Annotated in this window: 23 protein-coding genes, 1 tRNA gene and 1 pseudogene; 7 read left to right on the top strand and 18 right to left on the bottom strand. The window is 36.7% G+C overall.

Features of this window, described 5'->3' with window-relative positions; translation table 11 throughout:
- Positions 1-188 precede the first annotated feature (188 nt).
- Positions 189-569 (bottom strand): nucleoside triphosphate hydrolase, encoded by a 381-nt coding sequence (locus tag H0W64_01280; protein MBA3660338.1) that lies wholly within the window; start codon positions 567-569, stop codon positions 189-191.
- A 715-nt stretch (positions 570-1,284) separates the two neighbouring features.
- Between H0W64_01280 and H0W64_01275 the strand changes: the two genes are divergently transcribed.
- Positions 1,285-2,010: a hypothetical protein gene (locus H0W64_01275; GenBank protein MBA3660337.1), complete on the top strand. Its 726-nt coding sequence runs from the start codon at positions 1,285-1,287 to the stop codon at positions 2,008-2,010.
- 135 nt (positions 2,011-2,145) lie between these two features.
- On the opposite strand, the gene H0W64_01270 is transcribed toward H0W64_01275, so the two are convergent.
- Entirely contained in the window at positions 2,146-2,961 is an 816-nt protein-coding gene (locus H0W64_01270) for a hypothetical protein (GenBank protein ID MBA3660336.1), read from the bottom strand.
- Positions 2,962-3,540: 579 nt separating this feature from the next.
- Complete coding sequence (locus tag H0W64_01265) at positions 3,541-3,978, bottom strand: hypothetical protein (GenBank protein ID MBA3660335.1); 438 nt, start codon at positions 3,976-3,978, stop codon at positions 3,541-3,543.
- 280 nt (positions 3,979-4,258) lie between these two features.
- Here H0W64_01265 and H0W64_01260 point away from each other — a divergent pair, with 280 nt between their 5' ends.
- Positions 4,259-4,555, top strand: a complete 297-nt coding sequence (locus tag H0W64_01260) for a hypothetical protein (protein MBA3660334.1) — start codon at positions 4,259-4,261, stop codon at positions 4,553-4,555.
- Positions 4,556-4,618: 63 nt separating this feature from the next.
- Here the strand turns inward: H0W64_01260 and H0W64_01255 are convergent, their stop codons facing one another.
- The 3 genes from H0W64_01255 to H0W64_01245 form a co-directional block, all read right to left on the bottom strand.
- Entirely contained in the window at positions 4,619-5,005 is a 387-nt protein-coding gene (locus H0W64_01255) for a hypothetical protein (GenBank protein MBA3660333.1), read from the bottom strand.
- Between the two features lie 71 nt (positions 5,006-5,076).
- Positions 5,077-5,859, bottom strand: coding sequence for a hypothetical protein (locus H0W64_01250; protein ID MBA3660332.1), 783 nt, complete (start codon positions 5,857-5,859; stop codon positions 5,077-5,079).
- 175 nt (positions 5,860-6,034) lie between these two features.
- Positions 6,035-6,862 carry a M15 family metallopeptidase gene (locus tag H0W64_01245; GenBank protein MBA3660331.1) on the bottom strand — a complete coding sequence of 276 codons (828 nt, stop codon included), beginning with the start codon at positions 6,860-6,862 and terminating at the stop codon, positions 6,035-6,037.
- Positions 6,863-7,353: 491 nt separating this feature from the next.
- Here H0W64_01245 and H0W64_01240 point away from each other — a divergent pair, with 491 nt between their 5' ends.
- Both H0W64_01240 and H0W64_01235 read left to right on the top strand, forming a co-directional pair.
- Entirely contained in the window at positions 7,354-8,307 is a 954-nt protein-coding gene (locus tag H0W64_01240; GenBank protein ID MBA3660330.1) for a hypothetical protein, read from the top strand.
- 372 nt (positions 8,308-8,679) lie between these two features.
- Positions 8,680-8,753 (top strand) — tRNA-Arg (locus H0W64_01235).
- Positions 8,754-9,519: 766 nt separating this feature from the next.
- Here H0W64_01235 and H0W64_01230 read toward each other — a convergent pair.
- The 3 genes from H0W64_01230 to H0W64_01220 form a co-directional block, all read right to left on the bottom strand.
- Positions 9,520-11,274 carry an ankyrin repeat domain-containing protein gene (locus H0W64_01230; GenBank protein MBA3660329.1) on the bottom strand — a complete coding sequence of 585 codons (1,755 nt, stop codon included), beginning with the start codon at positions 11,272-11,274 and terminating at the stop codon, positions 9,520-9,522.
- Between the two features lie 247 nt (positions 11,275-11,521).
- Entirely contained in the window at positions 11,522-12,451 is a 930-nt protein-coding gene (locus tag H0W64_01225; GenBank protein ID MBA3660328.1) for a hypothetical protein, read from the bottom strand.
- Positions 12,452-12,650: 199 nt separating this feature from the next.
- Positions 12,651-13,484 carry an isopenicillin N synthase family oxygenase gene (locus tag H0W64_01220; GenBank protein MBA3660327.1) on the bottom strand — a complete coding sequence of 278 codons (834 nt, stop codon included), beginning with the start codon at positions 13,482-13,484 and terminating at the stop codon, positions 12,651-12,653.
- Positions 13,485-13,789: 305 nt separating this feature from the next.
- Here H0W64_01220 and H0W64_01215 point away from each other — a divergent pair, with 305 nt between their 5' ends.
- Complete coding sequence (locus tag H0W64_01215) at positions 13,790-14,824, top strand: ankyrin repeat domain-containing protein (GenBank protein ID MBA3660326.1); 1,035 nt, start codon at positions 13,790-13,792, stop codon at positions 14,822-14,824.
- 147 nt (positions 14,825-14,971) lie between these two features.
- Here H0W64_01215 and H0W64_01210 read toward each other — a convergent pair whose 3' ends face one another.
- Entirely contained in the window at positions 14,972-15,262 is a 291-nt protein-coding gene (locus H0W64_01210; GenBank protein ID MBA3660325.1) for a hypothetical protein, read from the bottom strand.
- A 25-nt stretch (positions 15,263-15,287) separates the two neighbouring features.
- The gene (locus H0W64_01205) at positions 15,288-16,397 is read right to left on the bottom strand and encodes an S-(hydroxymethyl)glutathione dehydrogenase/class III alcohol dehydrogenase (protein MBA3660324.1); all 1,110 of its coding nucleotides are present in this window, start codon (positions 16,395-16,397) and stop codon (positions 15,288-15,290) included.
- Between the two features lie 151 nt (positions 16,398-16,548).
- On the opposite strand from H0W64_01205, the gene H0W64_01200 reads away from it, so the two are divergent.
- Positions 16,549-16,974: a GNAT family N-acetyltransferase gene (locus tag H0W64_01200; protein ID MBA3660323.1), complete on the top strand. Its 426-nt coding sequence runs from the start codon at positions 16,549-16,551 to the stop codon at positions 16,972-16,974.
- An 82-nt stretch (positions 16,975-17,056) separates the two neighbouring features.
- Here H0W64_01200 and H0W64_01195 read toward each other — a convergent pair whose 3' ends face one another.
- The 6 genes from H0W64_01195 to H0W64_01170 all read right to left on the bottom strand — a co-directional run bounded on the left by H0W64_01195 (position 17,057) and on the right by H0W64_01170 (position 24,554).
- A complete protein-coding gene (locus tag H0W64_01195; protein ID MBA3660322.1) occupies positions 17,057-18,262 on the bottom strand; it encodes a hypothetical protein in 1,206 nt (401 codons plus the stop codon).
- Positions 18,263-18,502: 240 nt separating this feature from the next.
- Entirely contained in the window at positions 18,503-20,203 is a 1,701-nt protein-coding gene (locus tag H0W64_01190) for a hypothetical protein (protein ID MBA3660321.1), read from the bottom strand.
- A gap of 544 nt (positions 20,204-20,747) precedes the next feature.
- Positions 20,748-21,227, bottom strand: a complete 480-nt coding sequence (locus tag H0W64_01185) for a hypothetical protein (GenBank protein ID MBA3660320.1) — start codon at positions 21,225-21,227, stop codon at positions 20,748-20,750.
- A 45-nt stretch (positions 21,228-21,272) separates the two neighbouring features.
- A complete protein-coding gene (recJ, locus tag H0W64_01180) occupies positions 21,273-23,000 on the bottom strand; it encodes a single-stranded-DNA-specific exonuclease RecJ (GenBank protein ID MBA3660319.1) in 1,728 nt (575 codons plus the stop codon).
- Positions 22,969-23,262, bottom strand: coding sequence for a hypothetical protein (locus tag H0W64_01175; protein MBA3660318.1), 294 nt, complete (start codon positions 23,260-23,262; stop codon positions 22,969-22,971). Before H0W64_01175 ends, recJ begins: the two co-directional genes overlap by 32 nt.
- Before the next feature lie 89 nt (positions 23,263-23,351).
- Positions 23,352-24,554 (bottom strand): hypothetical protein, encoded by a 1,203-nt coding sequence (locus tag H0W64_01170; protein ID MBA3660317.1) that lies wholly within the window; start codon positions 24,552-24,554, stop codon positions 23,352-23,354.
- Positions 24,555-24,662: 108 nt separating this feature from the next.
- Here H0W64_01170 and H0W64_01165 point away from each other — a divergent pair, with 108 nt between their 5' ends.
- Positions 24,663-25,037 carry an Mth938-like domain-containing protein gene (locus H0W64_01165; protein MBA3660316.1) on the top strand — a complete coding sequence of 125 codons (375 nt, stop codon included), beginning with the start codon at positions 24,663-24,665 and terminating at the stop codon, positions 25,035-25,037.
- On the opposite strand, the pseudogene H0W64_01160 reads toward H0W64_01165, so the two are convergent.
- Positions 25,030-26,265: pseudogene (locus H0W64_01160) on the bottom strand (HlyC/CorC family transporter). The gene H0W64_01165 and the pseudogene H0W64_01160 overlap by 8 nt on opposite strands.
- Positions 26,266-26,426: the final 161 nt, after the last annotated feature.

Genomic DNA, 26,426 nt, shown 5'->3' with positions numbered 1-26,426 from the left:
TTCATAAGTTAAACGGCTTCCACCTAGTTTTGACTGGAAATGAATTCTAATCACACAAAAGTCAAATCAGCAAATTATCGTTCTCGTTATATCATCGAAGTGATCCTGTCGAAGATTAAATGGCATATAAAAGATGTTGCAAAACACATTTCTACACCACATTTATATTACAATATGCTGCAATTAAATTAATGCGATTCTTTTTTAGCTTGTTCCCAAATTTGCATCAGTGATTCAAAGTTTTGGCCTGCTAAATTGTCATACCCCTGCAATTGAGCAATACGTTTAACTTTCTCGAAGCGCTTTTGAAATTTAATAATACTTTTCGCAAATGTTTCTTTTGGATCGAATTGACAAAATAAACATAAAGAGAAAACAGCGTGTATCAAATCCCCGATTTCTTCTTGTAAGTTGCGATTGGCATCTATTGTTTCCATTGCTAATAACTGAGTTTCAATTTCAACACACTCACTTTTCACTTGCGCAATAATTTGCTCAACTTTTTCCCATTTAAAACCAAACGCTTCGGCAGATTTTTCCAAGTTACAAAATTTTTCAAATAAATCCATAGGTCCCTCAGTAGCACATGATTGGTTCTTATCGTATAAAAATTTTTGCTGTTAATAGCATCAACATTATACGAACTTATTGCATTCTTGATTATAATAATCATACAGCATGTCGTAAAATCGGCGTTTTATCGAATGAAAACAGCTACGCTGCAGTTTTGCGTAAGCTGGTAGCGAAAATTTAGCTTACGAAAATCTGAATCATACGCCTATGTTAATTTTTAAATTTGGGCGGTATTTAATTTACCATTTGTTTTTATGATAAGGGTGTTAAAATTCCACACCATTTGCCAGGATTGGCCGTTGGTATCACTCTCTAACAGTAAGAGTAAATCTACATCTTCTCTACCTCACTCGTCAAATTTCCAATACTGCCTGTTGCGAAACAGCCAGAGGTTGAGCACTTTACTGAGTTAGGACGCATTTCGTGTATAACAATAATAATTTTTTAGGGCTATTTTTAATTTGAACATTTGATTTAAAAGGAGGTGCTTGTGAAACGAATACCCTATGTTTCACTAACATCAGATGGAACGAAAAGATCGCCAACCAACGAGATGCCCATCTAATGTTTTCTCTGAAGTTACATATCGCGACCCTGATATTGATTGCTATTTACTCAACACATTCCCTCACGTCTAAGCAACAAATTGTTAATTATACAGCCAGATTATAGAATTTAGATCTATTATTTTACTAAATGCTTAAGAAATACATGAACCAATTTTTTCTCTGTCAAAAATTAGCGGATTTTTTATCATTACACGAAACCTCATTGGAAAGTGCACCTGAAGCTTTTAAAAAAGCCGTTTCATTAGTACAACTAGATGCGAATGCCGCACGAAAAATGATTGAAGCCCTAACGGTTAGAAATAAAGAAGGAAATACAGGGTTATGGCAGATTGTCCGTTATTGTCCTGAAAATCTTAGCTTAATTGCAGACCTATTAAAAAGTACCAACAGTGAAGAAATCATACACAAAGCCTATGCATCGCAAATTGAGAATGATAAATTTGACCACTTTGGCATACTTTATGAATGTATGTTACACGCACCAGCAATGCTAACACCATTAAAAACTGATATTGAGGAAATGTATTTAAGCATACTTAATCAATTAGACAAAGAAATAAAAAATCTTGACACTGATAGTACAATTACTTGTAAAGCACTAATTTTAGTTAATGAAGTTAGAGAATTAAAAAATCAAGCAATCACATTAACTGATATAGTTATACTAATTAAAATGTTAATGCTAGAAAATGAATTACTTCATCTTCCTACACAAAAAAATATTAATATTTTTCAAACTGAATTGAATGTCTCTATTCTTCTTTCAGATAATTTAGGTTTGTTTAGCCATCCACAAGAAAAACTTAATCAAGTTGCAAATGCATTAGTCGAAGAAGAATTCAAAATACACAAGTCATGTGATTTTTAATGAAAAAAAATTACATGATATTTCGGTTAAAAGAGATATTTGAGTTTAATAGAAGCGAGCCTGGGTTACGTGCCCAGGCTTGCTTAAGTTTAAGTCTCGATTACATATTATTAGATTATCGAACGATAATGCCGTTTACTTGGATTTTAAAATGCTCTTCATAGGATCGGCAACGTCACTAGATTCTTTAAGGTTAGCTTTGTGTTCAAAGAATTTTCCTGCGCTACCAGATGCACTGGCCACCACCCCTAATGCAGCCAAACCAGCCCCGACTCCTAATAAGACTAAGGGAGCGACCCCAAAGGTTGCGATCCCAAGTGTTACGACTGCGCCTACAAGCACTAATGCCCCCAGTCCAAATCCAATGGCTTTTAGCTTATACCCAATTTTCCGGCAAGGCTCTGCACCATGTTTTTCCATATATTGGGTAAATTGTTCATAGGGTTTTTTATTCGCGTCAGGATCAGCTATATATCTTGTAGTCAATTCAGTTGCTACTAACACATCGATAATGTGACTAATTTGCTGTTTTCTATCCATAATTGTTGAGGAATTATCATTATATTTAGTTTTAAATTGAGTTAATGCCTCGGTTGCATTTGTTTGTAATTCACTAATATCGGCACTGAGTGAATGAGCTATTTTCTTTATTTTTTGAGTTAATAAAGCATTCCCTTTCAAGTTTTGTTCATCAAAAGCAATTGGCAAGCTCTTTATAGAAAGCTGAGCTAGCAAAAATATCGGTTCAATTTTTTGGTTTACAAAAATAAGATCAACTAACCCTTTTCTTAACGCTTTAGCGTGGGTAGTATCAGCAGAATTTTTTTTCCTAAGCAATTGTTGTTCTTCTAAAACTACATCTACGATTATTTTTCTAACTGTATCGTTATCAAATGGGTCTGATGCAAGTGCGTTTTGGAAATTTTGTAAATTTGACTTTGAATTTGGCATTTCAATTCCTGTATATCTGTAAAGAATATACCTGTATTATAACTGCCCAGTCTTAATATAGTATGAAAGAGACACATTAGGAAAAAAGATGGATTATCCGACGAGAATTTAAAGCGCGAAGTTACTCTTAGCTTAACCTATTGTATGTATTAAGATAAGCAGCTCAAATTGCCCGCTAAATTTGACATAAGTAACAATCCGAACACGTCTACAGATCGTTATCGTTGAAAAATTAAGAAAAATGCTTATAAAGGCTAAGTCATTGCTGCTATATGCAAATCTTTACTTAACTTTAATTTAAGATGAACCTTTGTTGCTTTTCATACTTACTCTATTTTAACTTTTATTAGTTTAACTTTTATTAGGTATTTATTTATTCATAAGAATCTATTTATTAAATTGATTATTTACCGGGTCTAATTAGAAGATTAATAATTAGCTAAATTAATCGATAAAACTTGTGAAGCCACCTTATCTTTATTGTTTTATGAGCACAATAAATGGTTCGAGCCTACACATGGTAATAACAAACACTTCAGCTCTATTTTAATCCAAACAATCTATTAACAACATCCCTTACTATCTTAAATGCCCATTTCTGTGCAAAGTTGTATACGGAATAGTTAAACTATTTTCTGTATAACCTTTCAATAATTTCTTCTCGCAGGCTTTTATCTTTTCTCCACACGATTTAGGATGGCTAAAAAAATAAGGTTTATATTGCTCTGCGGCAAGCGGGCTTAGCAAAGCAAACCGGACCAGTGATAGCGCTTCATAATTGTATTTATTTTTTTTATTTAAATGATGAGCGATTTCAGTAATCAACTTTGTCATTTTTTGAATGTTGTAATTCGCGTAAGCATTATAAAATTGGCGGATACAGCGAGAAATCGTAGCATGGTCAGCATAACTAAAAAAATTACAGGTAGGTTGTTGTTCGTCATGTATTTTTTTATTAATCGCATCTAATTGATCAAGTAACAATGAAAAGTAGTGTTGGCTAGAATGAGCGGGCATTAGAATACCTCTTATTTGAGCGAAATTTAATCTAGGTGCGCAAGCATAAAGCAGTAAAATAAATATGTCTAGGGGCTAACTTAGTATTTTTTTTACGCTAAGAATCTTTGATTCAAATTTATACACATTCAGTTCTTGATTATATTTTTCAAATCTCTAATGTTTCAAATACTTAACCCGAAGGCTATTTAATCTTCAAAGTATTCTTTTGGTATAAACTAGTTGAAGATGCGCGACGCATACTTTGAGTTCATTATATTTAACATGGAGGAAAATACTAATGAAGAAACTATTGGCTTCTGTAATCGTAATTAGCTCATCATTTTTATTAAACACAGTCTCTGCAGAAAGCGTCATTATTCGAGATACGTCCAATTGGAAAAGTGTTCCTGTACAAGTCGATTCCGTTAATAAAACTTATACCTTAGTGGGCACTGAACCAACGGACTCACCCAATTATTATTACTCTTACCAAGGCTATCGTTGCTTTAGAGAAAAAAGAGAAATTGGCATTGATGCACTTATTTTTAAAGCCGGTATTTCTGGTGGTTCAGACATTTATTGCTATTCAGAATAATCTATCTCACAAAACAATAGGGACATCGACAGATGCCACCCTATTGTTTTGCATTAAATCTTTCTAAAACCCTTTAAAATTTTTTCTTGGTGAATGTGCTAAATCAGGAAATTTTGCATATTCCATCAATTTTGCAGCTGAGGGATTAATGTTTTTAATACTTGCTAACTCTTCACAAGAATAGGTTAAGGGTTGTTTATGATGGAGTGCCGCAAAAATTGGAGCACCGGGGTCTTTATCGATCAGGGCCGCATGATAGAAAAGGGAAAAATTATGAGATGCATTGGGATTCAAGAGGCTTTTTCGAATTGCGTCAATATTTTTTAAAACCGTTGTATCCATGCAGCTTGCTTCTTTCTCTGGTTTAAGATGTTCCATTTCAATTTTTTTTAAAGCCTGTAAAGCCATAACGATATTTTTTTCTAAATCTCGGGTAAACATTCTTAACACTCACCTACTCCTTGTTCATAAAGCAGTGCTTAATTGAGTTTTAATGTGCAGGACTCAAAATTATTACTGAATTAACGACTTAATTTTATTAATTGCTTCTCGAGCACAGCAACATACTTCTTATCTTTATTTTTTGGTGAAGCAAAGAATCGGTTTCTCTCATTTGCTAAGACTTGCTGCAATGCTTCTTTTGAATTAGCAGCGCTACATTGAGTGGCTAAAGCCTCCCCTCTTTTATCTTGATGTAACTCAGTATGAAAAACACCACTGGTCCTTGTAAATTCCTTGAGTTTATAAGCTATTTTTCCTGCATCCTTACTGTCATTAAAAGTACGATTATAGGCAACCATGATATGGTGAATTTCATTAGCTTGTTGCAACAAATGTGAGTTAGTCGGAGCGATCCGAAGTGTAACTTCACTCTGGTTACTCTGTTTTCTAATGTTAATAATAGATTTTGCAACAACCTTACGAAACTGATCATTATCAAAATCAGCAAGCGTTTTTAACACACTATCTTTATAAAGCAAATGACCTGCGGCCATATGACCCCACACAGCACTTGCTGCACCTCCAATACGCTGCCAAAAAGCATCCATTCTTACGAGATTTTCGAGTTCACGATTCATATTTAAATAAGCAAGACCTTTAATAATAGCTTGGTTTGCACGGAAATTAAGAAAAACATCAGGATCCCTATTTATTTCAAAACGTAAAGCTGCATCTTGTACAATATTTAAAATTGACTTGAAATTTGATTCTTCTGCCAACCGTTCGCCAAGATAATCGTAAAAGATTTTATCTTTGTAATAATTTGCGTTTTGTACTTTTGCATTCAATTTGTTAAATGGCATAAAATTACTCAGTTAATTTTGAATTTAATTTAGCAATGTATTGCTAAAATCCTATCTACCTTAAAATAAGATGGGCTTAATATTAAAAGAATAACTGGAATATGTCTAACAGAATGCATCTATAGACTATACAGTTTTGTTTAAAAAACATTATCAATACGAGTTAGACAAAAATTTATTTAACCATATTCGGTGAGCTTGATGTTCGAAATAATTCTGGACGATATTCAAAATGCATCGTGTCATAGTGGTGCCATTTACCGCCCCAAATAAAACCATACTTTTCAAATACAGTGACAATTTCCCAGGGTATATTATTACGGTAAATTAAATCAGCAGCTTCAGAGACAACCTTCCCTTCTTTCTTTAAATCCCACTGCCAATAATTGGCAAGCGTCGCATTAATATCAATGGTCATACCAAAACTGTGTGGGCTTAAGCGAGATGAATTTGCAATCGTTCGCCATTTAAAAGTTCCGCCGGGATTAGCTAAATATTTCCGATAGTTGGGATGGGTTTGAACAAGCGCTTCTAAGGCTTTAGAAATGCAGATGAATTTTTGATTAACGCCATTTATCGTCGTCACAAGTAAGGGGTAACGTAAGCCAAACACTTTAGGCATCCAATAAATTTGCACTAATTTATTTTTTGCTTCTTGTTCCGTCCTACCATACATTTTCCGAAAGAATGGTTCATAGCGAATGCGACCAGGATCATCTTGCGGATTAAATGTTGCATGGTCATTTGGCTTACCAGCTTCATAATGAACATCATGGACTTGATCCAAAAGACTCGGATGATCTAATTTTTCTGCGGAAGATTTATTAGGTTGAGAATCTCCAATCGGCATTTTGGTGCCATCACGCCACAAGATATTTTCTGCATCTATCGCTTGAATATAAGTAGAGTAAACCCGTTGCAGGTTTAAAATATCGTCGCTTTTTTTATTATAATTAGCGAAGCTCACACTGCATAATAATAAAAGGAGAGAAATAAATTTCATATCATCCTACCCAATTTAATATGATTAAGATTTTTTAAAGCTTTAGCCAATGAGCCGAATAATTTAAAATCAATTTTTTAAATAAACACTTGCGAATAAACGCTTTATACCTCTGCAAAATTTATCCGTAAATACGTTTGTTAAGCTTAGTTGTAACGTAGAAATTTGTACTTGCATGTACAGGTCAATGCTTATTATTTGCTTCTTTAAAAAATAAGCATATTTTAGAGAGAAGCAGACATGGCTAACTAACTTAACGTGATTTCCGGTTCGTCCCCTTACTTATGCAAAATAATGCTGCACTGCCAAGTTCTCGCTATCCAAACGCTAACGTTATGATCTCGACAGAATTAAATAATTATATTATCATATGATCAATTATCAAACTACTTTTGATGATTAAATTTAAAAATATACATTAAAGCGCATAATCCGTTAAAAAACAAAGCGTAAACACACTAAAATTCCCTTTAAAATCCAAGGTTCGACTCATGACTACCATACGACAACCCATGACTTTCCGTGATGAAGCTAACAATCGTGCATCAGCGCCGAAATGGCTCGAGAAGAAAAAATTTATTAAGCAGCAAAGTAACGATAAAAAATGTTTCCACAGTAACAAGGTAACTTTATTTTCTAAAGTTAATAAGCCTGACTCAAAATGGTACTTTAAGCGTTATAAACGTTCAACACCGCCTTATGAATATGAGGCATGCGCAAGTGATTTTTATCGTTTTATATTAGGAAAAGAGCGTGCTGCTAAAGCCCAAGCTGTATCGAAGTACGGAAATATAGTTGGAATTATATCGCAACATAATCCTGCAGGATTCGAAAGTATCCTTGATATCACCAATAAGCCAGGATTAAGAAATTTTGCTTTAACGCCCCGCAACGGATACTGCGAAGTGGAAATGGCTGAAGCAGTTTTAAATGAGGTTGATGGTGTAGATAATCCGGGTAACGTAGGTTTTAATAGAAATGATGAAATATCTAGGATTGATTACAACCTTTCATTTTTCTATGGTACAGCATTTATTGGAAATTTGAGTAAAAATGAATCATTAATCCACGACACAAAAGATGACAACGTTATTCAAAGATTTTATAAAGCCGCTCTTAAAATAATCATGTTAAATGATGATAATGTTATAAAAACTATCCTCGAACGTCATGTCATTGATCCAAAAATTGCGGCAGAACTTTCACGCGTCATATTAATGAATACAAAAACGCTCCGTCAAGATTTTATGCAGTCTGAACGATTCAAAACCTTTATGCTCAATTTTGATAACAAAGAATTATTCATTGAAATTGAAGATTTCTTTAAACATGAACGTACACACGCTAGCTCCCGATTTGATGATTGCTTAGCTTCGATCAAAGCCACTTATGCCCAGATCACCGCAGCGTGCACGCCTTCCAAAGCAACTGCAATCACCCTATGAGGTCGTTGCAGTTGTTGATCAGGCTAAATCCGCATTGCCCCCTATCCTATTTAATTTTTTTATCACGTATTGTTAATGCCTTTTCATGCAGCAAAGAAAAAGTGAAAAATGTAACGGTTAGAGATATGAGTAAATCAATATCAATTACCTTATAACCCATTTGGAGAAAAAGCGTGCATGCGACCTGTTAGGAGCAAATAAACTTAACAGACTAGCCTTGATTACACTTTGTTAATCTTAGGTATTGAGTCTCATTTAACCCTTAGCATCTTGAGAGGTACTGAATAAGCATGAAGTGCTTTTTTAAATCTCAATATCTATCGAAAACTATTGAAATTTCTTCCCTTCCTTGCTTTAATTGCGACAATTCATGCGCCCGTAGCTCAGTTGGATAGAGTATCTGGCTTCGAACCAGAGGGTCGGGAGTTCGAATCTCTCCGGGCGCGTTAATCAAATCAAGTGTTTAGAGGCAGTGCAAATTTAAGTTCGGAGCGAGTGTGGGTAAAATTGTAACGTTGACTCTTTCCGCAGCACCTTTCAAATGATCGCAAATCAAGTGCGCATATCTCAAAATAAGACCAACCACCTCATTGCGTGAAGTTAAATTTTATAAGTTGGGTTGATCCTGGGTTTCACTTACGCTATACCTCGACTACATTTACTATTTTAACTTCCTTCTTTTAAGTCATTATTTTTTATTAGATATATAACAGACCATACCGTTACTCCAATCAGGATAAGTATTTTTAACAACGTTCCAAGTGTTGCCATTGTCTTGGGTTTCTTACGATCAACGGGTAACGATGAACCCAATCTTCCTTTAACAATAGCATTTATTTTCGCATGCGCTTCACTTTGACCGAGCAATAGATAAACATCATTCTCATGGAGAAGATTAGAGAACTTTGCATTCGTTCAAGCGTATACCCCAACTTTGGGATTATATCTGCATAAATATTCAAAAAGTGAACCTTCCGATTGCACAACACCATTAACAGGAGACAAAAAATCTTTACTCATAAAATCGTAAAAGGGGTTATTTGTTAGTATTGCTAAGAAGTCGAGTCCTGCCTGGCAAGCTTTGCTAATTTGGTACTTTTAAGTGATTGATTATAGAGATCAGCTGCTTTAGTTATTTCTTTGAGTCGTAAGGGGGAATGTTTGTACAGATAAGTTATTCATCATAACTTAATATTTTAGAGATAAATATTGTCAGAGTTTTAAATGATTTTTAGCGGTAAGACTAGCCATATTCTTAGCTTCATGATTTTCGATGATTGCACCAATCTCATCAAATCCTCTGGCCTGCGCAACTTCAGCCGCAGTAAGATTGATGGTTTCAGTAGCTTTCTTTGCAAGAATTAAGTTTTCTATACCCGAAATGCAATGATATTCTTTAGCAAACTTTCGAATCTCAACAACAGATGAAGAAAATTGCAAGTTTTTATCCGCACCGTGATCTAATAACAGCTTAACAATTTCCGCATATCCTTCTTGCGCGGCGATAAACAAAGGAAAACTTGTATCTTTTGTTAAGACATTGACTTTCGCCCCGTGTTTTAATAATAGCTCAACTAATTCAGTATCATTTGCATCTATTGCGCCTAATAAAGGTGTATTACCTTGATAATCTTTACAATTTGGACTTGCCTTTGCTGCTAAGAGTAATCGAGCTACTTTTTTATTCCCCTGAGTGCATGCAATTAGCAAAGGGGTTTGTTTTCTTTTATCCTCAGCATTAACATCCACCCAAATTGTATGAGTAAGAAGTAGCTCAACAATAGCTTCCTTTCCGTATAATGTGGCAAAATGTAATGCCGTTTTACCATCCGTACATTGTCTATTTGGATTTTGTCTGTTGCCTTTTTCAACCAAGTTTAAAAGTGATTTAACTGTATCAACTTCACCTGCTGCCGCTGCTGATAATAACCAAAACGATTCTTCCGAATCCCCTCTGAGTCCTTTCGCAAAAGTAGGCGTATGGATAGATCGAAATAGTTTATTTTGACGCCATATTTGTACCATTTGCTTTACTTTGTTGGCATCTTTTTGTAAGCAAAATAATTCTGAACACATGGCGCTCGAAGTATGCTTTGACAGCGCAGTTAATATTTTTTCAGCAGCCACTTCAACAGTTGCATCATCTGCTATGGATAGAGGTTTATCGCACTCTTCTAGATCATTGACATTAATAAAAATGAGGTTTGTATTCGAAGAATAAAAACCAGACATAACGGTATGAATTAAACTTGAATGAAGAAATGCAAAGGGAATTATTTCTTTACTTTTAAAACACGACCTTATGGACTTAATTAAACTGACTAACTCCGCTTGATTGTAAATACCAGCAAGATCAGCACATGCTGGCATAATAGGAATTTTTACTAAGCCACTCTTTAGAGCGACGGCAGTCGATAAGGTGATCGGTAAACTTAACTCAGCATTTTGGACTTGATGGTCTGCTCTGAAATTAAATAGTGGACGATATAAATTGGGGTTCTGATTGATTGATAAATTTTTAATGAATGTGGATATTTCTAATTTAATGATAATTTGCTCGAAATCCGATAATGACTCAATCTTCTCCTCAATTAATTTATAAAGAGTATTTAAATAAATCTTTTTTTCTTGTGGTATAAGTTGATCAAGTTGGCTTAAGTTAGGGTTCCCGAGCACACCAGGTTTTTCTAACGCTTGCAAAGCATTTTTTATAACTTCCTGTGATATTTCTTCTTTTAACTGATCAGCATTTTTTATCCGCTGCCCAAATAGAGTGGGTGAATCATTATAGAGTAATTGTATAGCCATTAATCGTGTGCTAAAGGTTTCTATATCTTCAGCAAAAAAAGCTTGCATGCCCATAATTGCAGTACCGAAACAAACGCCTTGCGGAGTATCTATTTCTAATTGATGGATAGCATCCATTAGAATTTTATGCAAACTGGGGGACAATCTACTTTCTGCCATGGTAACTCCGCCAAAGAGCGTCTAAGTATTGCGTGTGGGCATATATACCAGCGCGTTTTGCTCTCATTCATCAAAACCGATCTACGATAAAAAAACCGGATCGGAGAATGTAATACACTTTAGCACCCGTTGAGAAAGTTATAATTTTCAATGCGTAATATTGGATTCAACGCAACGCACTTTATGAAAATATTGCTTAGCAACATGCAACCTCTAAGCAGCGTTATTAAAGGTGATTATCAGGTATTTATTGTGACCTCGGTCTTTTACCCTTATAGTTATTTTCCTGCACAGATTTTGAATCTGGTGCTCGACTTGGGAAGAATTTCATGACTGCCTGGGTATTAGGTTCAACTATCTTTTTTACCGCGGTTTGAATTTGCTTACTTTTAGCCGCTTTGGTCGAGTCAGTAAAATTTAAATAGAAACCGCCCTTCGCTAATTCAAACGCTGGTACTAATAGGAGTAATGAAAATCCAAGCGAGGCAGGCATCGCTACAATAGAAATGGTTACGAGGGCAATTGAGCCAATGATCGCCATAATGCCTGCAAACTTTCTACAACTATTATCAGGAAGAATATCTGCAGCCTTTTGGCTTGTTACTAAAATAGCTTCAGCACTTTTTTTCAGAGCCTTTTTACTTTCAGTTATACTACATCGTTCACTGTTAATATTAGCTTCAAGATTAAGATGAATTGAGATCTTTTTTATGTGACTTGTAATTTGGTTTGTCAGCTTCATCAACACTTCAATTTCATCATCCATCCTGACTAAAGCAGCTTCAGTGGGGACTTGATGATGATAAGCTAACTTATTGTTTTTAAAAGAAGCGTTTAATAAAACTTCATAATCGCTTAATCGATCCCGCATTAAGTTATAAAATTCTTCAAAGCCAGCTTGATAGGCTTGAAAAAAAGTATTTTGAATTTCATTTTTAGGTAATTTTAATTTTTTCTTTTCATCATCGCCACGCGTAACGAGTTCATCGTCATACTGATGATCTAATGAGATGTTTTTAAAATTTTCAAGATCACCTTCGAATGGTCCAGTAATAGCAATTACAGTCGTATTCAATTCCTTTGAAGCGGCACTAAAATCAAAGTTTAGCGCGTAAGCTAAATTTTCAATATTTTTTTTTCTTTGGTTAAACGGAATGGCTCTTAAAAATGCAAACATAAATCTCATCTCGTGAATTGATTATTGATCAAAACAATAGCACAAAAAAAATGAGGCTTTATTAATAGAAACTTAAGGGAAAAAATGAATTTCATAACTAAATAAATATAACTTTAATTAAATCAAGAGGGCATGCATAACCATTTGCTTATTGTTTTAGACGACCCAAACTCATTGCTTACCCTATCCTTTATCCTATTTAATAAATACCAATTTGACGCAAGCGCTCGATCAAATACGCTTTGGCTGTGTATTGGTTAGAAAGCTGCACTTCTTCCCGCGGGTGTAGAAAAAGGGGGGCAGAGTACCGAGGAAGATTAAGATGATCCAGTGGATTGATAACGCGATGCGTGGTCGATTGATAATAACTATCCGTGCACTCCTGAAGCATATCTCCCACATTAACAATGATATTGCCTTTGTCACAGTTAACTTCATACCAATCGCCACTTTTATCCTTTACTTCTAACCCAGGCGAGGTTGCTGCGGGAATGAGTGTAATGAGGTTGATGTCTTCGTGAGGTGCAGCGCGAACTGCATCTTGATCGAGTGATTCGGCAAGTGGAGGATAATGCAAAATTCTCAATACGGTATTTTTACTCTCTGTAATCATGTCTATTAAAGGAAGGGTAAGCTTGGCTGCTACCGAATCCGGTAAACCCTTCTCAATCCATTGCAATAAGTGTCCCGCTAACATTACCAATTCTGTATAAAGTTGTTTGGTAATCTGGTTTATTTCTGGAGGATGGTTGGCCCATAAATAAAAATGATAAAATTCTTTTAAATCATGAACGCGGTGATTTTTTGCTTTTTCCGTACGAAAAGGAAAGTATCCCGCTTGCGAAGGTTTTTGATACGTGTAGTTAAACTTATCTTTGCTGTCAAAAAATTGTTGCCAAGTTTGGTAAAATTCAGAGATTAAACCAGGGGTCACGGGGTGCCTTCTAATTACTGCAAACCCTGTTTCTTTTAGGGAGCGACAAAATAAATCGGCGGCGTTTGGGGCGTGATAATCTATGGTTAACACATGCATGGGCGCTCCTTGCCTCACTTCAAATTTTAAAGCTTAGCTAATATCCTTTTTTTGCGCAAATGAATTAGCTCACAATGAAACGCATCCCTCGAGAAAATTGACAAAATGCTCATTAGCTTTCAGCTAAAGTCAGTTCTACGTGAAAGGTCTCTATGCCATTTGCAAAGATTAATACGTTCGAATTTACTTTTAACCGACTTGTAATAATTGTTTGTATTAGCTAACCTTGGCGCAATTCTTATTAACTTAGATTCAATTCTAAATTACAAATTCTATAAAATTAATGCCTATAAGTAGTCCGCCCTATGCAAAGACAAACTAAACTTAAAACCGTATGCAGCAAACTTGATCCAAAAGCAATAATTGCAGAAGATAGTGTCGCCCTAACCGTTATTCGTTCGAATCAGGTTAATTCTGGTGTAACTAATCAACATGCTATGTTGATCATTGAACGCCTCAATGAACAAGGCACCCACATGGTAAACCTTGCTCATTTAACAGGACCGATGACGACTCTCTCGAGAATAAGCACCCTTTTCAATAGTCATTTATTGCATGGCAAGCAAAGCGAAGTAAAAACTGCTGATCTTACCGGCAAAGAAATTCGATATTCAGAAAAGTCACATACCTGGGTTGTTGATCAATCTAAAGCACACTTGATGATGGACCGAATTGATAAACAAGCTAACGGTATGATAGATCCTCCTCCTTTTTATCTTTTGGGGGGAAATTCATTTTTAACTTATTTCAGTAATTACGAACGCCATGGCGCAGCGCCCCGCAATTGTATTCATTGGGTTTTAGACATGCTGCGTTTGGCTGGCATCAATTTACATCAAGATGCGAATGTTTTTGCGACCGAAACCAGTTCCTATACTTCTAATGATAATAATTATCATTTACAAAGTTATGGCATTACAGAATTGTGTGATTTCATCAAACAAGATGCACTTGAAGCCATTCGACAATTTTTCCCTGTGGGCAGTGTTAATATTAATGAACTTATTTCAGGTAAAACCGTGGGTTCGGTCGAATTTCAACTACGTAATTACACGCCGTTGATGCTCGCTTGTGGATATGGCAAGTGGGACATTGCCAAAATGCTTATCAATGAGTACGACGCCGATGTCAGTTTAAAAAATAATCATGGTTTAACGTTGGAAGTTTACAAGCAGTGGTTGTTTATTTCATATGACGCACTCATGTGCGCGAAGAAAAATATATTTGGTATCACTAAAGTTACAAAAGATAATAAAGGACGTGAAGAAGTTATCGCATTGATTGAATCTAAACTTCCTGCGCCTGAAAAACGTGCTCATGCTAATTGCTTCAATGGATAATAAGTTAAAGAATTTTGAAGACTTATAGCAAGATAGTTGGTCATGGGTTTTCCATGAAGTGATGCCCAACTATCTCTTCTTGACACTTTTTGTAAACCCTATTCATTCCTCGAAAAATACCACGGATAGCTATGCTATTTTAACCTTTTAATGTCTTTGAATTTTAAATTTATCGCTAAACCCAGTTATAGCGCAATTTAATGTTAGCTCTTTCACTTCAGCACCTTGTTTTTCGACAACTTCGCTAAGCTCACTCTCGTCAGCGGTAACATGGCAAATAATATTAGCTAAAAGTAATTGTGAAGATTTCATTAAAATTAAATTCATTTGTAATGTTTGCGGTAACTTAATAAATTCTTCAAGCATTAAAATACTTAGTTTTTCAGTTATATTATTAATAGCATTGCTAATTAACTCGTCTTGTTTCTCATCTTTCATTTTTTTACCTTCTTTTAATCTACAATCAAAATGTGACAACCGATCGAATTGATTTACCTTTTTCCATTAAATCAAAAGCATCATTTATTTTTTCCAAAGGCATTACATGTGTAATTAAATCATCAATATTAACTTTACCTTCCATGTACCAATCTACAATTTTAGGGACATCGGTGCGCCCGCGGGCACCACCAAAAGCTGAGCCTCGCCAACTGCGACCGGTTACTAATTGAAAAGGTCGGGTTGCAATCTCTTGGCCTGCACCTGCTACGCCAATAATCACAGAAACGCCCCACCCTTTATGACAACACTCTAACGCCTGACGCATGAGTTTGACATTGCCTACGCATTCAAAGCTAAAATCTGCCCCACCTTTCGTTAAATTAACGAGATAAGGCACTAAGTCTTCCTGAATTTCATTCGGATTGACAAACTGGGTCATCCCGAATTTTTGCGCCGTTGCTTTACGATCAGGATTAATATCAACACCAATAATTTGATTTGCCCCAGCCATGCGGGCACCCTGGATTACATTCAACCCAATTCCGCCTAAACCGAACACGACGACGTTGGCACCTGGATGAACTTTGGCGGTATAAATCACTGCCCCAATCCCCGTCGTAACGCCACAGCCGATATAACACACTTTATCAAAGGGTGCATCTTCCCGAATTTTGGCGAGGGCAATTTCTGGAACAACTGTATAGTTAGCAAAGGTGGAAGTGCCCATGTAGTGATAAATCGGTTTTCCACCTAAGCTAAATCGTGTGGTACCATCCGGCATAACCCCTTTTCCTTGGGTTGTACGGATGGCTTGGCACAAGTTAGTTTTCTGTGACAAGCAATATTCACATTGCCGACATTCAGGGGTATATAAAGGAATAACGTGATCATTAACTTTGACACTTTCGACGCCCTCACCAACCTCAACCACAATACCCGCCCCTTCATGACCTAAAATGGCAGGGAATAGACCCTCTGGATCTTCTCCAGACAAGGTGAATTGATCGGTATGACAGATGCCGGTTGCTTTAATTTCGATGAGTACTTCGCCCTTACGTGGCCCCTGTAACTCAACAGTTTCAATCTTGAGCGGCGATTTAGCGCGTTCAGCCACAGCAGCTTTGACTTTCATAAACAATCCTTGCTTTGATTTTATACATCGAAAAAGTTAGTTCGGGCATGTTGGCAGAAAAAACGCTAGGTTTCAAAGTTTAATGTTACTTGCCTAGGGCTAAAGGGGCTTATTAAGATGGAGAGAAGGACTTGAATATTAGGATGAAAAAATGACCGCATTTACCCTCATTGAAGCATTCAACCCGCCGCATTTGCAGCAGTTATTCGACTTGTTTAAAAAAATGTGGTGGTCAGAAGGTCGGACTGATGAAGACTTTATAACCCTACTCAATAATTCCCTTTCTATTGGCATTATCGAAACACAAAATCAATTGCTCGTGGGCTATGCTCGTGTGTTAACGGATGAAGTTAAATATGCCTACATTTTTGATGTGATGGTCGAAGAAAAATATAGACAGCAAGGATTGGGGCGATTACTGATGGAAACAATTTTAACGCACCCCAAGTTGGATAGGATTGTTAATTTCGAGTTAACTTGCCTGCCTGAAATGATGCCCTTTTATCAGCAATTTAATTTTCGCCAAGATTTCGGCAAGGTAGTTGCCATGCGTTATCGAAGATCAAACATAGCATAATGTGCGATGCGAAAATGGAAAGCACCGGGATCGCGCAGCATTTAAAGAAATATAAAAACCCCAAATATTATACTAATAAAAACTATTTTTTTGGGAATTTAGCCAATTTTAAAGGGACGATTAAATCTTGTTTCTTGGCGTCTCTAAAACGATTGTAATAAAGTATGGTGTTAATTGAACGTGTCATGGAAAAAATGCTGCCAATAAAACTGGCTTGTTGACGACTTGCCCGTGCACCAATATTTTTTATCATCACTTGCGCGGTAGACCAGGGTATAGTGCCATTTTTTGCTTGGTGGATACACTCTAATTGCTTATAGACTTCAGTCGGAAACTTTTTAGGGCTTGTATTTTTATTTATAACAATTGAATGAGAAAAGAATTGCCACTTAACATTCCAATCTTTATTGATAATGATAACTTCTAAATCAAGAACCCTCTTTTTAGCGATAGTTTCTCTTTGTAATGCCTTGGCTTCGCTTTGCAAAGTACGTAAAGAAGCCAAATAATCTCGTTGAGCTTCCCAAGCTAACTGATCTGATTTATTTATAAATGACATTTCATAAACTTTATTTCGAATTGCTTTTTCAATCAATAGTAAATAACGTTCAATGTTTTGTATATCTTGTTTAATTTGATTTGAATCAACAGGAAAGGTTGTGGCTTGTTTCGTTAAAATACGTAATTCATTTTTAAACTCAGTCAATTTTGTATCGCTATGAGGATGAATTTGCAGCAAATCATTAGCTGGCTGGATACGCTTTTTCTTAACTATTTCGCAATTTTCATTATTAATATTAATCAATTCATCTTGACGACTTGTCTGTTCCTTTATTTCTGGAGATGCCAGTGCAAGATTATGATGATGTATGACGATAGGATGATTTTGTGGCAAATACTGATCTAGAAAACTAAACAAAGGAGAGAAATGCTCCAGGAAAAAACTTTTAATTTTTGCATGATTTGACAAAATACTGACTAATTTTTTACGGGCTTCAGCCAGGGTATTATCTGTTGAATCGACAACTGCTGCCAATGCTTGGTCGAACGCTTCAGAAATTTCATCTGAAATATTGCACTCTAGATTCGCAAATTCCTCTTTAAATCTTAAAAACTGATCTTTACCCTCAAATGTTTTACTGTTAAATCTTTTGTTTTTTAAATCAATAAAAAAACTTTTATATTTAATAATATTATCTACTACAGCAATAGAGTCGGCATCTTCCAGCAAACCTTCACAAGTTTCCCACAGAATGGCTTCATTCGATAAATTATTTTTACGATGCATAATTGGTGTCACCTCTAGTTAAATATCACTATAAACACTAAAACTTAACACCGTCTTAAAGTTAATTTTTTGATTAACTCAAAATGCATCAATTTGCAAAATAGAATTTTAACTCCTTAACTTTATGAACATTTTGCTGGATTTAGAAATGAGCTGAGGGGGTTCTTTTATATATTCAGCTGGAATCAATCCGCAAGCGGCCTCATCTAAATGAGGCGCTTACGACATTTTAACAATTAACTAACGACCATAACCAGGCATGGGCGGGTAGTAACCGGGTGCCGTGTTATTGTTATTATTGCCAGGTGCAGCAGAATTATTATTAAAATTTGCAGGATTGTTGTTAAACATCAATGCAGGATTATTGCCGAACCCGGGCGTTTGCATGGGGTTAGTTGCAGGTCTGTTGTTGTTATTAAACATCGTTGCAGGATTGTTGTTATAGCCTTGATTGTTATAACCGGCCTGACTTTGAGGTGGCATGTTATTGTATGGCGGTTGAGCGCTACCCGGATAGGGCTGACTGCCGTTATTCATCCCCTGCTGCATTGGGTTTGGATTGAATGACTGCGCAGAATTATTATAGCCAGACATAGGATTGCTGTTATTAGGCATCGGTGCACTGGGGTAACCCATCGTCTGATTAGGAACGTTTGAATTATTATTTCCTAAAATTTGATTAGTTGTGCGATCTCCTCTGGCAAGCTCGTTATAATACTGTTGATATTGTTGAGCACGCGGATAAAACCTAAAGTAATGCCCATAATCTTCCGCGGACAACTTACGTCCCATCATGTTATCTAAAGTTAATTTCGAAAAAGGCTTGGATTCATCCATCGCATCTAAATCATCACGATTAATCGATGCCGCAAGTTGACAAAGCAACCAAAATCCTCGACTAAAGGGGAATGCTTGACCTTGATCATTTTGAACTTCTTGCATTTCAGCTTTAAAATTATCAATCTCAGCAGTGAAGGGGGCATCTTCATCAACTTTTTTCAGCCATGCGACTTCTGCATCGTTATTACTGCAACTATTGAGCGTGATGGGATTCATTTGCGGATTGGCACGCGTGATAATCAATTCTGAAATTTGTTGAATCGCCTGGTCAGTCGGAACATTGTTAACAATTTCACGCATACCCTGTTGATTAAGCCGCCATCCATCGGAAGGAATGCCATCGGAGTAAACATAATACATGGTATTACCCGTCGACTGCGCTAATGATTCCGACAATTTTTTATAAAGCGGTGTTAAACCATAGGGTGCTTGTTGAAATTCTGCGTCGAGTCTTTGATGCGCCATGCGTGCGAATTCAGCAGGTGAATTGCCTTGATGTTCCAAAATAATCGAAGTAGGTCGATTTAAAAATGAAACGGTAACTGTTTTACTCGGAATAAAAGCTAACATATCCATCATTATATGGATGCGATCTTCAGCTTCTTCCCAACGACTAAGGGGGCTATTTAGCGGTCGGCCTTGATTTTGCAATCGCATCTTGAGATGGGGACAAGCTTCAGCCACTGTAATATTTGAAGGCTGACCCATTGAACCACTATCATCGACGATAAAATTTAATTTATAACCCATTTGTGACAGGGTTAAGAGTTTGTTTACTAGACCGAGTGGCACTTCATATTGGGAAAATATTTTAGAGATTCCATCGATACAGTCTCCACTTTGCATCTGTCCCACTTGAAATTTATTGGTAAAATCTGAACTTTGCATAATATCAATGGATGATGTTGTTGCGTCAGAAAGCTGGATGGGTCTTTGTGTCAAACGTTTTTGCTGTTCGGATGCAACCAGCACATCGTCCATAGAAGAGACGATCGCTAACGCATTCGGATTGGTTGTAGAAGGTTGACCTTGGTTGACTTGTTGCGCTTTGAATTCGGGATTAATCTTCATGACCCCATTTTCAAAAATATACTTATTCATCAGTCTTTCCTTAACTAATAAATGAAAAAATCAATCTGCCTTATTCAATTTCCAATAGCAAGATCAATTTGACAATGAGAGTAGTTAGTATGCAGTGATTAAAAATGTTAAACCTGAGAAAGATACTTTGCATGACGACACCTACTAAAACTTTACGAAAAATAAAATCATTTTAATGCTTGTCTAATGATTTATTTTTTGCACCGGTGCTAAATCACTTTACCCATTCGGCTAAGATTTGTTTTACTAATTTTAAATTGAATAATTTGATAAATCACAAACGGATTAAAACATTTAATCAACATACAGTTTGGTTACCCTTGTACTGATGGGTATGGGCTGCGTAAATTAAAAAGAGATAAACTAGATTAAAATTTGTGAAGATACAATCTCAAAAGCTGCAAGACTGCAAGTTTCAAACAGCATGACCTGACTCTTCAATCGAAAGTCTAGCCGGTCATGCCATTTTTTTGCTTAGTAAACCGAAAGAAACTTTAAACAATAATCGTTTAAAATCAGCATACCTTTTACCTAGCTCATCATGTTACTTAAATTGTGCCTGAACTTTAGCTTTGATGGTTCCTGGTGTCACAATTAAGCCATTAGATGGATCGAACACGGGCGCTTGGTTTTGCACCACCGTAATTTGACTTGCATACTTCGAAGTGTCGACTTGAACTTGTACTGGACCTTGATAAGTTCGTAATTTTTCTCCCACTAAAAGTGGAGTAATTTCAACCATATTCACTTTGGTCACGCAGCCTTGCGTTGGACCCGCATGGATAGCTGTGTCTTGTTGATAAGATAGGGTAGAAACCCAACAAGGATAACTTGCATTGTTATAATATTTTACAATAATCGTGGTAGGTGTCATGCCAGGATCGGGAAGTGTTGTGTTAGCAAGTAAATTGACGACTTGAATGGACTGGATAAAGTTATTGGCTTGCGCTGTAACTAAGGATGGCGCTGCACAAATTGCTAACAACGGTAAAGCCATTCCAACTAAATTGGCACTCAATTTCATAACACATTCCTCATAGTATTCAAAAAGCGAATGCAATTATAGCAGCTATGAAAGGGGTAACAAGTGCTCAATGATCAGTTGTAAATTTTTCTTGCCACGGTATTCATTTACATCTAATCGATAAGCGGCTTGTACGCGTTGACATCGATGGTTTGGCCATTGTTTTATATCAACAAAAAAAGCCATGGCATCAATCAACTTATCTTCCTTCCCTAAAATTAGTTTTAAATGTTTATCAGCTACGATGCGTTGTTCAACCAGTTGAAAAGCATCATCAAATAACGGTTCAGGGAAAGCTTGCCCCCAAGGCCCTGCTTCACGTAACAAATGCGCTGTCTCAAGGTTTAAATAATTGAGAGCAAGTTCTCCATCGCTTAAAATTGAATGTTGCAAATCTTCTTCCGCAATCAGATCTGCAACTGTTACAGAAAAAATTTCAGCAAATTGTGCGTATGACGTTTGATCGATGGTAAGTCCCGCAGCCATCGCATGCCCACCAAATTTCTTTATAAGGCGAGGATACTGCGCATCAATGACTGCAAAAGCATCGCGCATATGAAATCCGGGAATGGAGCGTGCTGACCCTTTTAACTCCCCATGTTGGCCAGGCGCCATGACAATGACTGGGCGATGAAATTTTTCTTTGATGCGCGCAGCTAAAATACCAATCACACCTTGATGCCAGGACTCATCATACAAACATAAACCCTTAGGTAATTCACCTTTTAATTTCGAACTTAATTTTTCTAAAGCATGCATCGCTTGCGTTTGCATATCGACTTCAATTTCGCGACGCTCATGATTAAGCTGATCGAGTTTGCGCGCATATTGTCGAGCAATCAGTGAGTCATCACATAGCAGGCATTCAATACCTTGCGACATATCATCTAACCGACCTGCAGCATTCAGTCGTGACGCCACCACAAAACCTAAGTCACTCGCTGTGACACGGGTAAAATCCCGATTAGAACATTCCAGCAAGGCTACAATACCTGGCACACACAATCCCGCCCGAATCCGTTGCAAACCTTGATGAACAAGAATGCGATTGTTGTGATCAAGCGGAACCAAATCTGCAACGGTGCCTAGTGCCACCAAATCTAGCAAACGCGCCATATTAGGCGGTGCTATTTTTCTTGTTTCGAACCATTTTATCTCTACTAAATAACGACGTAACGCTAACATGACATAAAAAACAACGCCGACCCCGGCTAAATTTTTACTAATAAAAGGATCTGCTGCTTGATTTGGATTTACAATTGCTGCAGCTGCGGGAAGTGTTAAACCTTGCAAATGATGATCAGTGATTACAACTTCAATGCCCCGTTCATTAGCTGCATCGACGCCTGCATGATTTGCAATACCGTTATCCACCGTTAAAATGATGTGCGGAAGGTCGGTAATACTTTCAACTAATTCTTTTGTTAAACCATAACCATAAGAAAAACGATTAGGAACAAGATAAGTTACGTGTTCTGCACCAAAACTTTTTAAAGCGCGAACTGCAACTGCTGTACTGGTTGCACCATCTGCATCAAAATCTCCTACCACCAGTAGCTTTTTATTGGCAGTTACAGCGAGGGCTAAAATTTTAACGGCTGTATCGATACCCAGTAAACTTTCAAAAGGTAGCAAACGCATCAGTTGACGATCCAACTGGATGGGATCATTTAATTTTCTAGAAGAATAAAGTTGTCTTAATAACGGATGGACTTCATGCAGTTTACTTTCAGCTTCTTCTTTAAGCTGCCGACGAATAATGTGTTTTTCCATAAATCCTTTCTTGATGAGCAATCGATGCTTGATAATTTTTTCGATTAAAGGATTCCGCAGCCGCAACACCCCAAAGACAACAGCTCATCCAAAATAATAAGATACAAAAATATAACTTCGAGCTGACCACAATGACCCCAATTATCATCATGACCAATCCGCCCCAGAAGGAAGCATACAACAAGCCTACGGGTCCCAGCAAAACGCAAAAAATAAGTGCAACAGCAACACTTTTATAAGGTCGATGCAAGGGCTGAGTCATTGTCTTACTCCTGAACAACTGAGAAGGTCGAATAACCATAGCATGGTGAGGATAAGTGTCAATGCGGTTGAACGCCAGTTGAACAGACCCTATCCTAAATATCCCCGACTAAGGTAGTTTATCCAACCAGGCGTCTCACTCGCTTGTTCGACAGTTTGCAAGGGTGGTTTAAGTTTGGCCTCTCTGAAGAGATAAGGAACAAGGGGTTGTAACGTTTGATTGCAAAGTTTATACCGCTCAATCATTTCCATTAAAAGAGGATCACGCTGTGCGGCTTCAAAAGCAGCCGTTGCTTCGTCCCCATTTTTAAAAGAAGTGGGTGTTGAAAAAAAATGGAAACGCATAGCAGAACCCATCATGCTATAGATGTAATCTAAATAGCCTGAACTCCGTCCATCTTGTTCTTTACGGAAATTAATATAATTAATTAAATCTTTCTGAAATAAATTACTGATATAACCATTAGAAATACTATTCTCTAATGTTTGTAACGTAAAAATAGAAATAAGTAAATTATCAATTTTTGTTTTTAATTCCACATCAGCTTTCTGCATTTGATATTCGCTGATTGCTAAATATGCTTGGGTTAACGAGTCATTTGGGGTTAAAGGCTGTACTTCTTTTTGATCCGATTTAATTTGCTCACAAGCTAAATTTACATTGACTTGGGTAAGATCTTGTAACTGTTTCAGATGATTGATAATCGCTGCACGGATTTCATTACAACAATTTTCTGTATTGTCATGATCTTTCTCTTCTGACAATACAATTTTGGGGGGAACTTTTAAACTTTCTATTAAACTTTTCTTTTGCTTTTCTATCTCAGCTAATTCCTGATCCAGTGCAGGAATAGCATTCCTTTCTCTTTCTTTTTTCATATCGCTTAATCGATTCAGCATTTCTGTCAATGTTCTGCTGACTTCTCTACGATTTTTATTAGTGTTAGCTTCCAACCATTCCTGAATCATGAGATTTTTGATAGCTTCAAAGAAATCTGGATTTTGCTTTAAATCCACGGAGCCAAGCCAATTTGCCTGCTTGTCATTCATCGCCCCTACTTTTTCTTGAGCAACTTTTAATTTTTCTTGATTCGTCTTAAAATATTCAAAATAATCAGCATCAGGATTTAATTCCCAATTCTTTAACACGAAGCAGCGTAACCAATTTTGCTGTTCTTTGGTAAGTTTTTTGGTAAACCATAATTTCACAGAAAGCGGATAAGTTAAATGTTGAGATGCTATTTTTCTGGGACTTAGATTTATATTGATTTCTTCTTGTAAAGTTTTGCTCATCTTAGTCTCTCCAAGCGTTATTTTTTACTTATCTTTATTTTTATAGTAAAAGTAGGATGCCCTGCTTTAAAATTTAAAGCAATATTCTAAGCAATTAGAGAAAAATTGATGACAACACTGACTGAAGATAACAATGCAGCACAATTTCAAATTAAATCATATCGACCGGGTGAGCTGACCATCAACCAAGTGAAACACCACCAAAGCGTTATTCTCTCAGCCACTGAATTGGTCGACCCTTGGTCACCGCAAACTTTGTCTGATTTAAAAAAAGAAGATTTTGACCTGATTCCCGCCATGAATCCAGATGTCTTATTGATTGGCACGGGCGAAAAATTTGAATTTATTAATATGAAACTTTATGGGCATTTAATTAACCAAGGAATCGGGGTTGAAGTGATGGACACCCTTGCTGCTTGCCGCACTTTCAATGCATTAACTTCTGAAAACCGACGGGTCGTTGCTGCACTGTTGATTAAATGAAAGCTTGCAACCTTGGATACACCCGAGCCAGTTTAATACGATTTTCTTTTACTCGCATGATTTCTAATGGATAATTTGCAATCAAAACGGCAGTTCCCTCATGCGGAAGTGCCTCTAGATACTCTACAATTAAACCATTAATAGTCCGCGGTCCATTTTGGGGTAATTCCCATTCCGTGATGCGATTAAATTCCCGCACACTCGTTGTACCTTCGACTAAATAACTTCCATCAGGTTGCTTGATGACGTGCTTATCCAATGCCGTCGTTGTTGTGAAATCCCCAACAATTTCTTCTAAAATATCATTAAGGGTGACCAATCCTTCCACATCCCCATATTCATCCACTACAAAAGCAATTTTATTGTGATTTTCCTGAAAATAACCTAACTGGGCATAAAGGGAAGTGCCGGAAGGAACAAAGTACGGATCTTCAATAAAAACTTGAATATTCTCTTTAGTCACTTGCTCACTGACGAGCAATAAACGTAATAAATCGCGCGAATATAAAACACCAACAATTTGATTAATATGATTATGAAAAACGGGTAACCAATCTTGATCATTACTTTTAATTTGGTTAATCATCATTTCAAGTGGCAAATCAATGTCAATTCCGTTGATGTCATGTTTAGGAACCATAATATCATTGACGGTTAATTTATTAAGATCGAGAATGCTCAACAACATGTGTTGATATTGCCGGGAGATTTTTCCACGCGTATCGTATACGACACTGCGCAATTCTTCGCGCGATAAAGGGGAAACTTCATAATTAGCCACTTTAATACTTAGCATTCTCAATAAGCCATTGGTAATCACATTGGCGAACCAAACGACCGGATACAATAATCCCAAAATAATCTGCACGGGATAAGAAACAAAGCGCGCAACTTGATCTGCATAAATTGCTGCTAACGTTTTGGGTGCAATTTCTGCAAAAATCAAAATAATAAAGGTTAGCAAAATTGCAGCAAGTATGGCGCCCCGGTCACCAAAATAATGAAAAGCAATGAGTGTTGCGAGTGATGAAGCGAGAATATTGGCAAAAGTACTACCAATTAAAATCACCCCTAACAAACGATCCGGCCGTTTTAAAAGTTTGAGCACGCGCATGGCAGCTGTTTTACGAAGATGGGCTTGATGGCGCAATCGGTAGCGATTAACAGCCATGAGTGCTGTTTCAGCACAAGAGAAAAAAGCGGCAAGTAAAACCAGTAAAAGCAGAACAGCACTAAAAATAAGTACTTGATAATCGTGCAAAATAGCATCCTTGTTGCTTCAGCGGTTGAAATCTATATTACAAACTTATTTTCCCTATAGGTAGCCTTGTTTGATAATACAGCCCCAAATTAGGGTTATGGTAAATATTCAATACTCCGATAGGCACT

This window comes from Gammaproteobacteria bacterium (genome assembly GCA_013816845.1).
Lineage (GTDB): Bacteria > Pseudomonadota > Gammaproteobacteria > DSM-16500 > DSM-16500 > Aquicella.
Note: the sequence above shows the minus strand (reverse complement) of the source record. Positions and strands in the feature narration are given on the sequence as shown.

Bases quoted from the DNA above. Each gene is read 5' to 3' on its own strand.
- recJ (MBA3660319.1), bottom strand. From the start codon at position 23,000: ATGGAAAAACACATTATTCGTCGGCAGCTTAAAGAAGAAGCTGAAAGT.
- H0W64_01270 (MBA3660336.1), bottom strand. From the start codon at position 2,961: ATGCCAAATTCAAAGTCAAATTTACAAAATTTCCAAAACGCACTTGCA.
- H0W64_01275 (MBA3660337.1), top strand. From the start codon at position 1,285: ATGAACCAATTTTTTCTCTGTCAAAAATTAGCGGATTTTTTATCATTA.
- H0W64_01280 (MBA3660338.1), bottom strand. From the start codon at position 569: ATGGATTTATTTGAAAAATTTTGTAACTTGGAAAAATCTGCCGAAGCG.
- H0W64_01230 (MBA3660329.1), bottom strand. From the start codon at position 11,274: ATGGCAGAAAGTAGATTGTCCCCCAGTTTGCATAAAATTCTAATGGAT.
- H0W64_01260 (MBA3660334.1), top strand. From the start codon at position 4,259: ATGAAGAAACTATTGGCTTCTGTAATCGTAATTAGCTCATCATTTTTA.
- H0W64_01245 (MBA3660331.1), bottom strand. From the start codon at position 6,862: ATGAAATTTATTTCTCTCCTTTTATTATTATGCAGTGTGAGCTTCGCT.
- H0W64_01240 (MBA3660330.1), top strand. From the start codon at position 7,354: ATGACTACCATACGACAACCCATGACTTTCCGTGATGAAGCTAACAAT.
- H0W64_01220 (MBA3660327.1), bottom strand. From the start codon at position 13,484: ATGCATGTGTTAACCATAGATTATCACGCCCCAAACGCCGCCGATTTA.
- H0W64_01250 (MBA3660332.1), bottom strand. From the start codon at position 5,859: ATGCCATTTAACAAATTGAATGCAAAAGTACAAAACGCAAATTATTAC.
- H0W64_01170 (MBA3660317.1), bottom strand. From the start codon at position 24,554: ATGAGCAAAACTTTACAAGAAGAAATCAATATAAATCTAAGTCCCAGA.
- H0W64_01195 (MBA3660322.1), bottom strand. From the start codon at position 18,262: ATGCATCGTAAAAATAATTTATCGAATGAAGCCATTCTGTGGGAAACT.
- H0W64_01210 (MBA3660325.1), bottom strand. From the start codon at position 15,262: ATGAAAGATGAGAAACAAGACGAGTTAATTAGCAATGCTATTAATAAT.
- H0W64_01225 (MBA3660328.1), bottom strand. From the start codon at position 12,451: ATGTTTGCATTTTTAAGAGCCATTCCGTTTAACCAAAGAAAAAAAAAT.
- H0W64_01190 (MBA3660321.1), bottom strand. From the start codon at position 20,203: ATGAATAAGTATATTTTTGAAAATGGGGTCATGAAGATTAATCCCGAA.
- H0W64_01175 (MBA3660318.1), bottom strand. From the start codon at position 23,262: ATGACTCAGCCCTTGCATCGACCTTATAAAAGTGTTGCTGTTGCACTT.
- H0W64_01265 (MBA3660335.1), bottom strand. From the start codon at position 3,978: ATGCCCGCTCATTCTAGCCAACACTACTTTTCATTGTTACTTGATCAA.
- H0W64_01205 (MBA3660324.1), bottom strand. From the start codon at position 16,397: ATGAAAGTCAAAGCTGCTGTGGCTGAACGCGCTAAATCGCCGCTCAAG.
- H0W64_01185 (MBA3660320.1), bottom strand. From the start codon at position 21,227: ATGAAATTGAGTGCCAATTTAGTTGGAATGGCTTTACCGTTGTTAGCA.
- H0W64_01165 (MBA3660316.1), top strand. From the start codon at position 24,663: ATGACAACACTGACTGAAGATAACAATGCAGCACAATTTCAAATTAAA.
- H0W64_01200 (MBA3660323.1), top strand. From the start codon at position 16,549: ATGACCGCATTTACCCTCATTGAAGCATTCAACCCGCCGCATTTGCAG.
- H0W64_01215 (MBA3660326.1), top strand. From the start codon at position 13,790: ATGCAAAGACAAACTAAACTTAAAACCGTATGCAGCAAACTTGATCCA.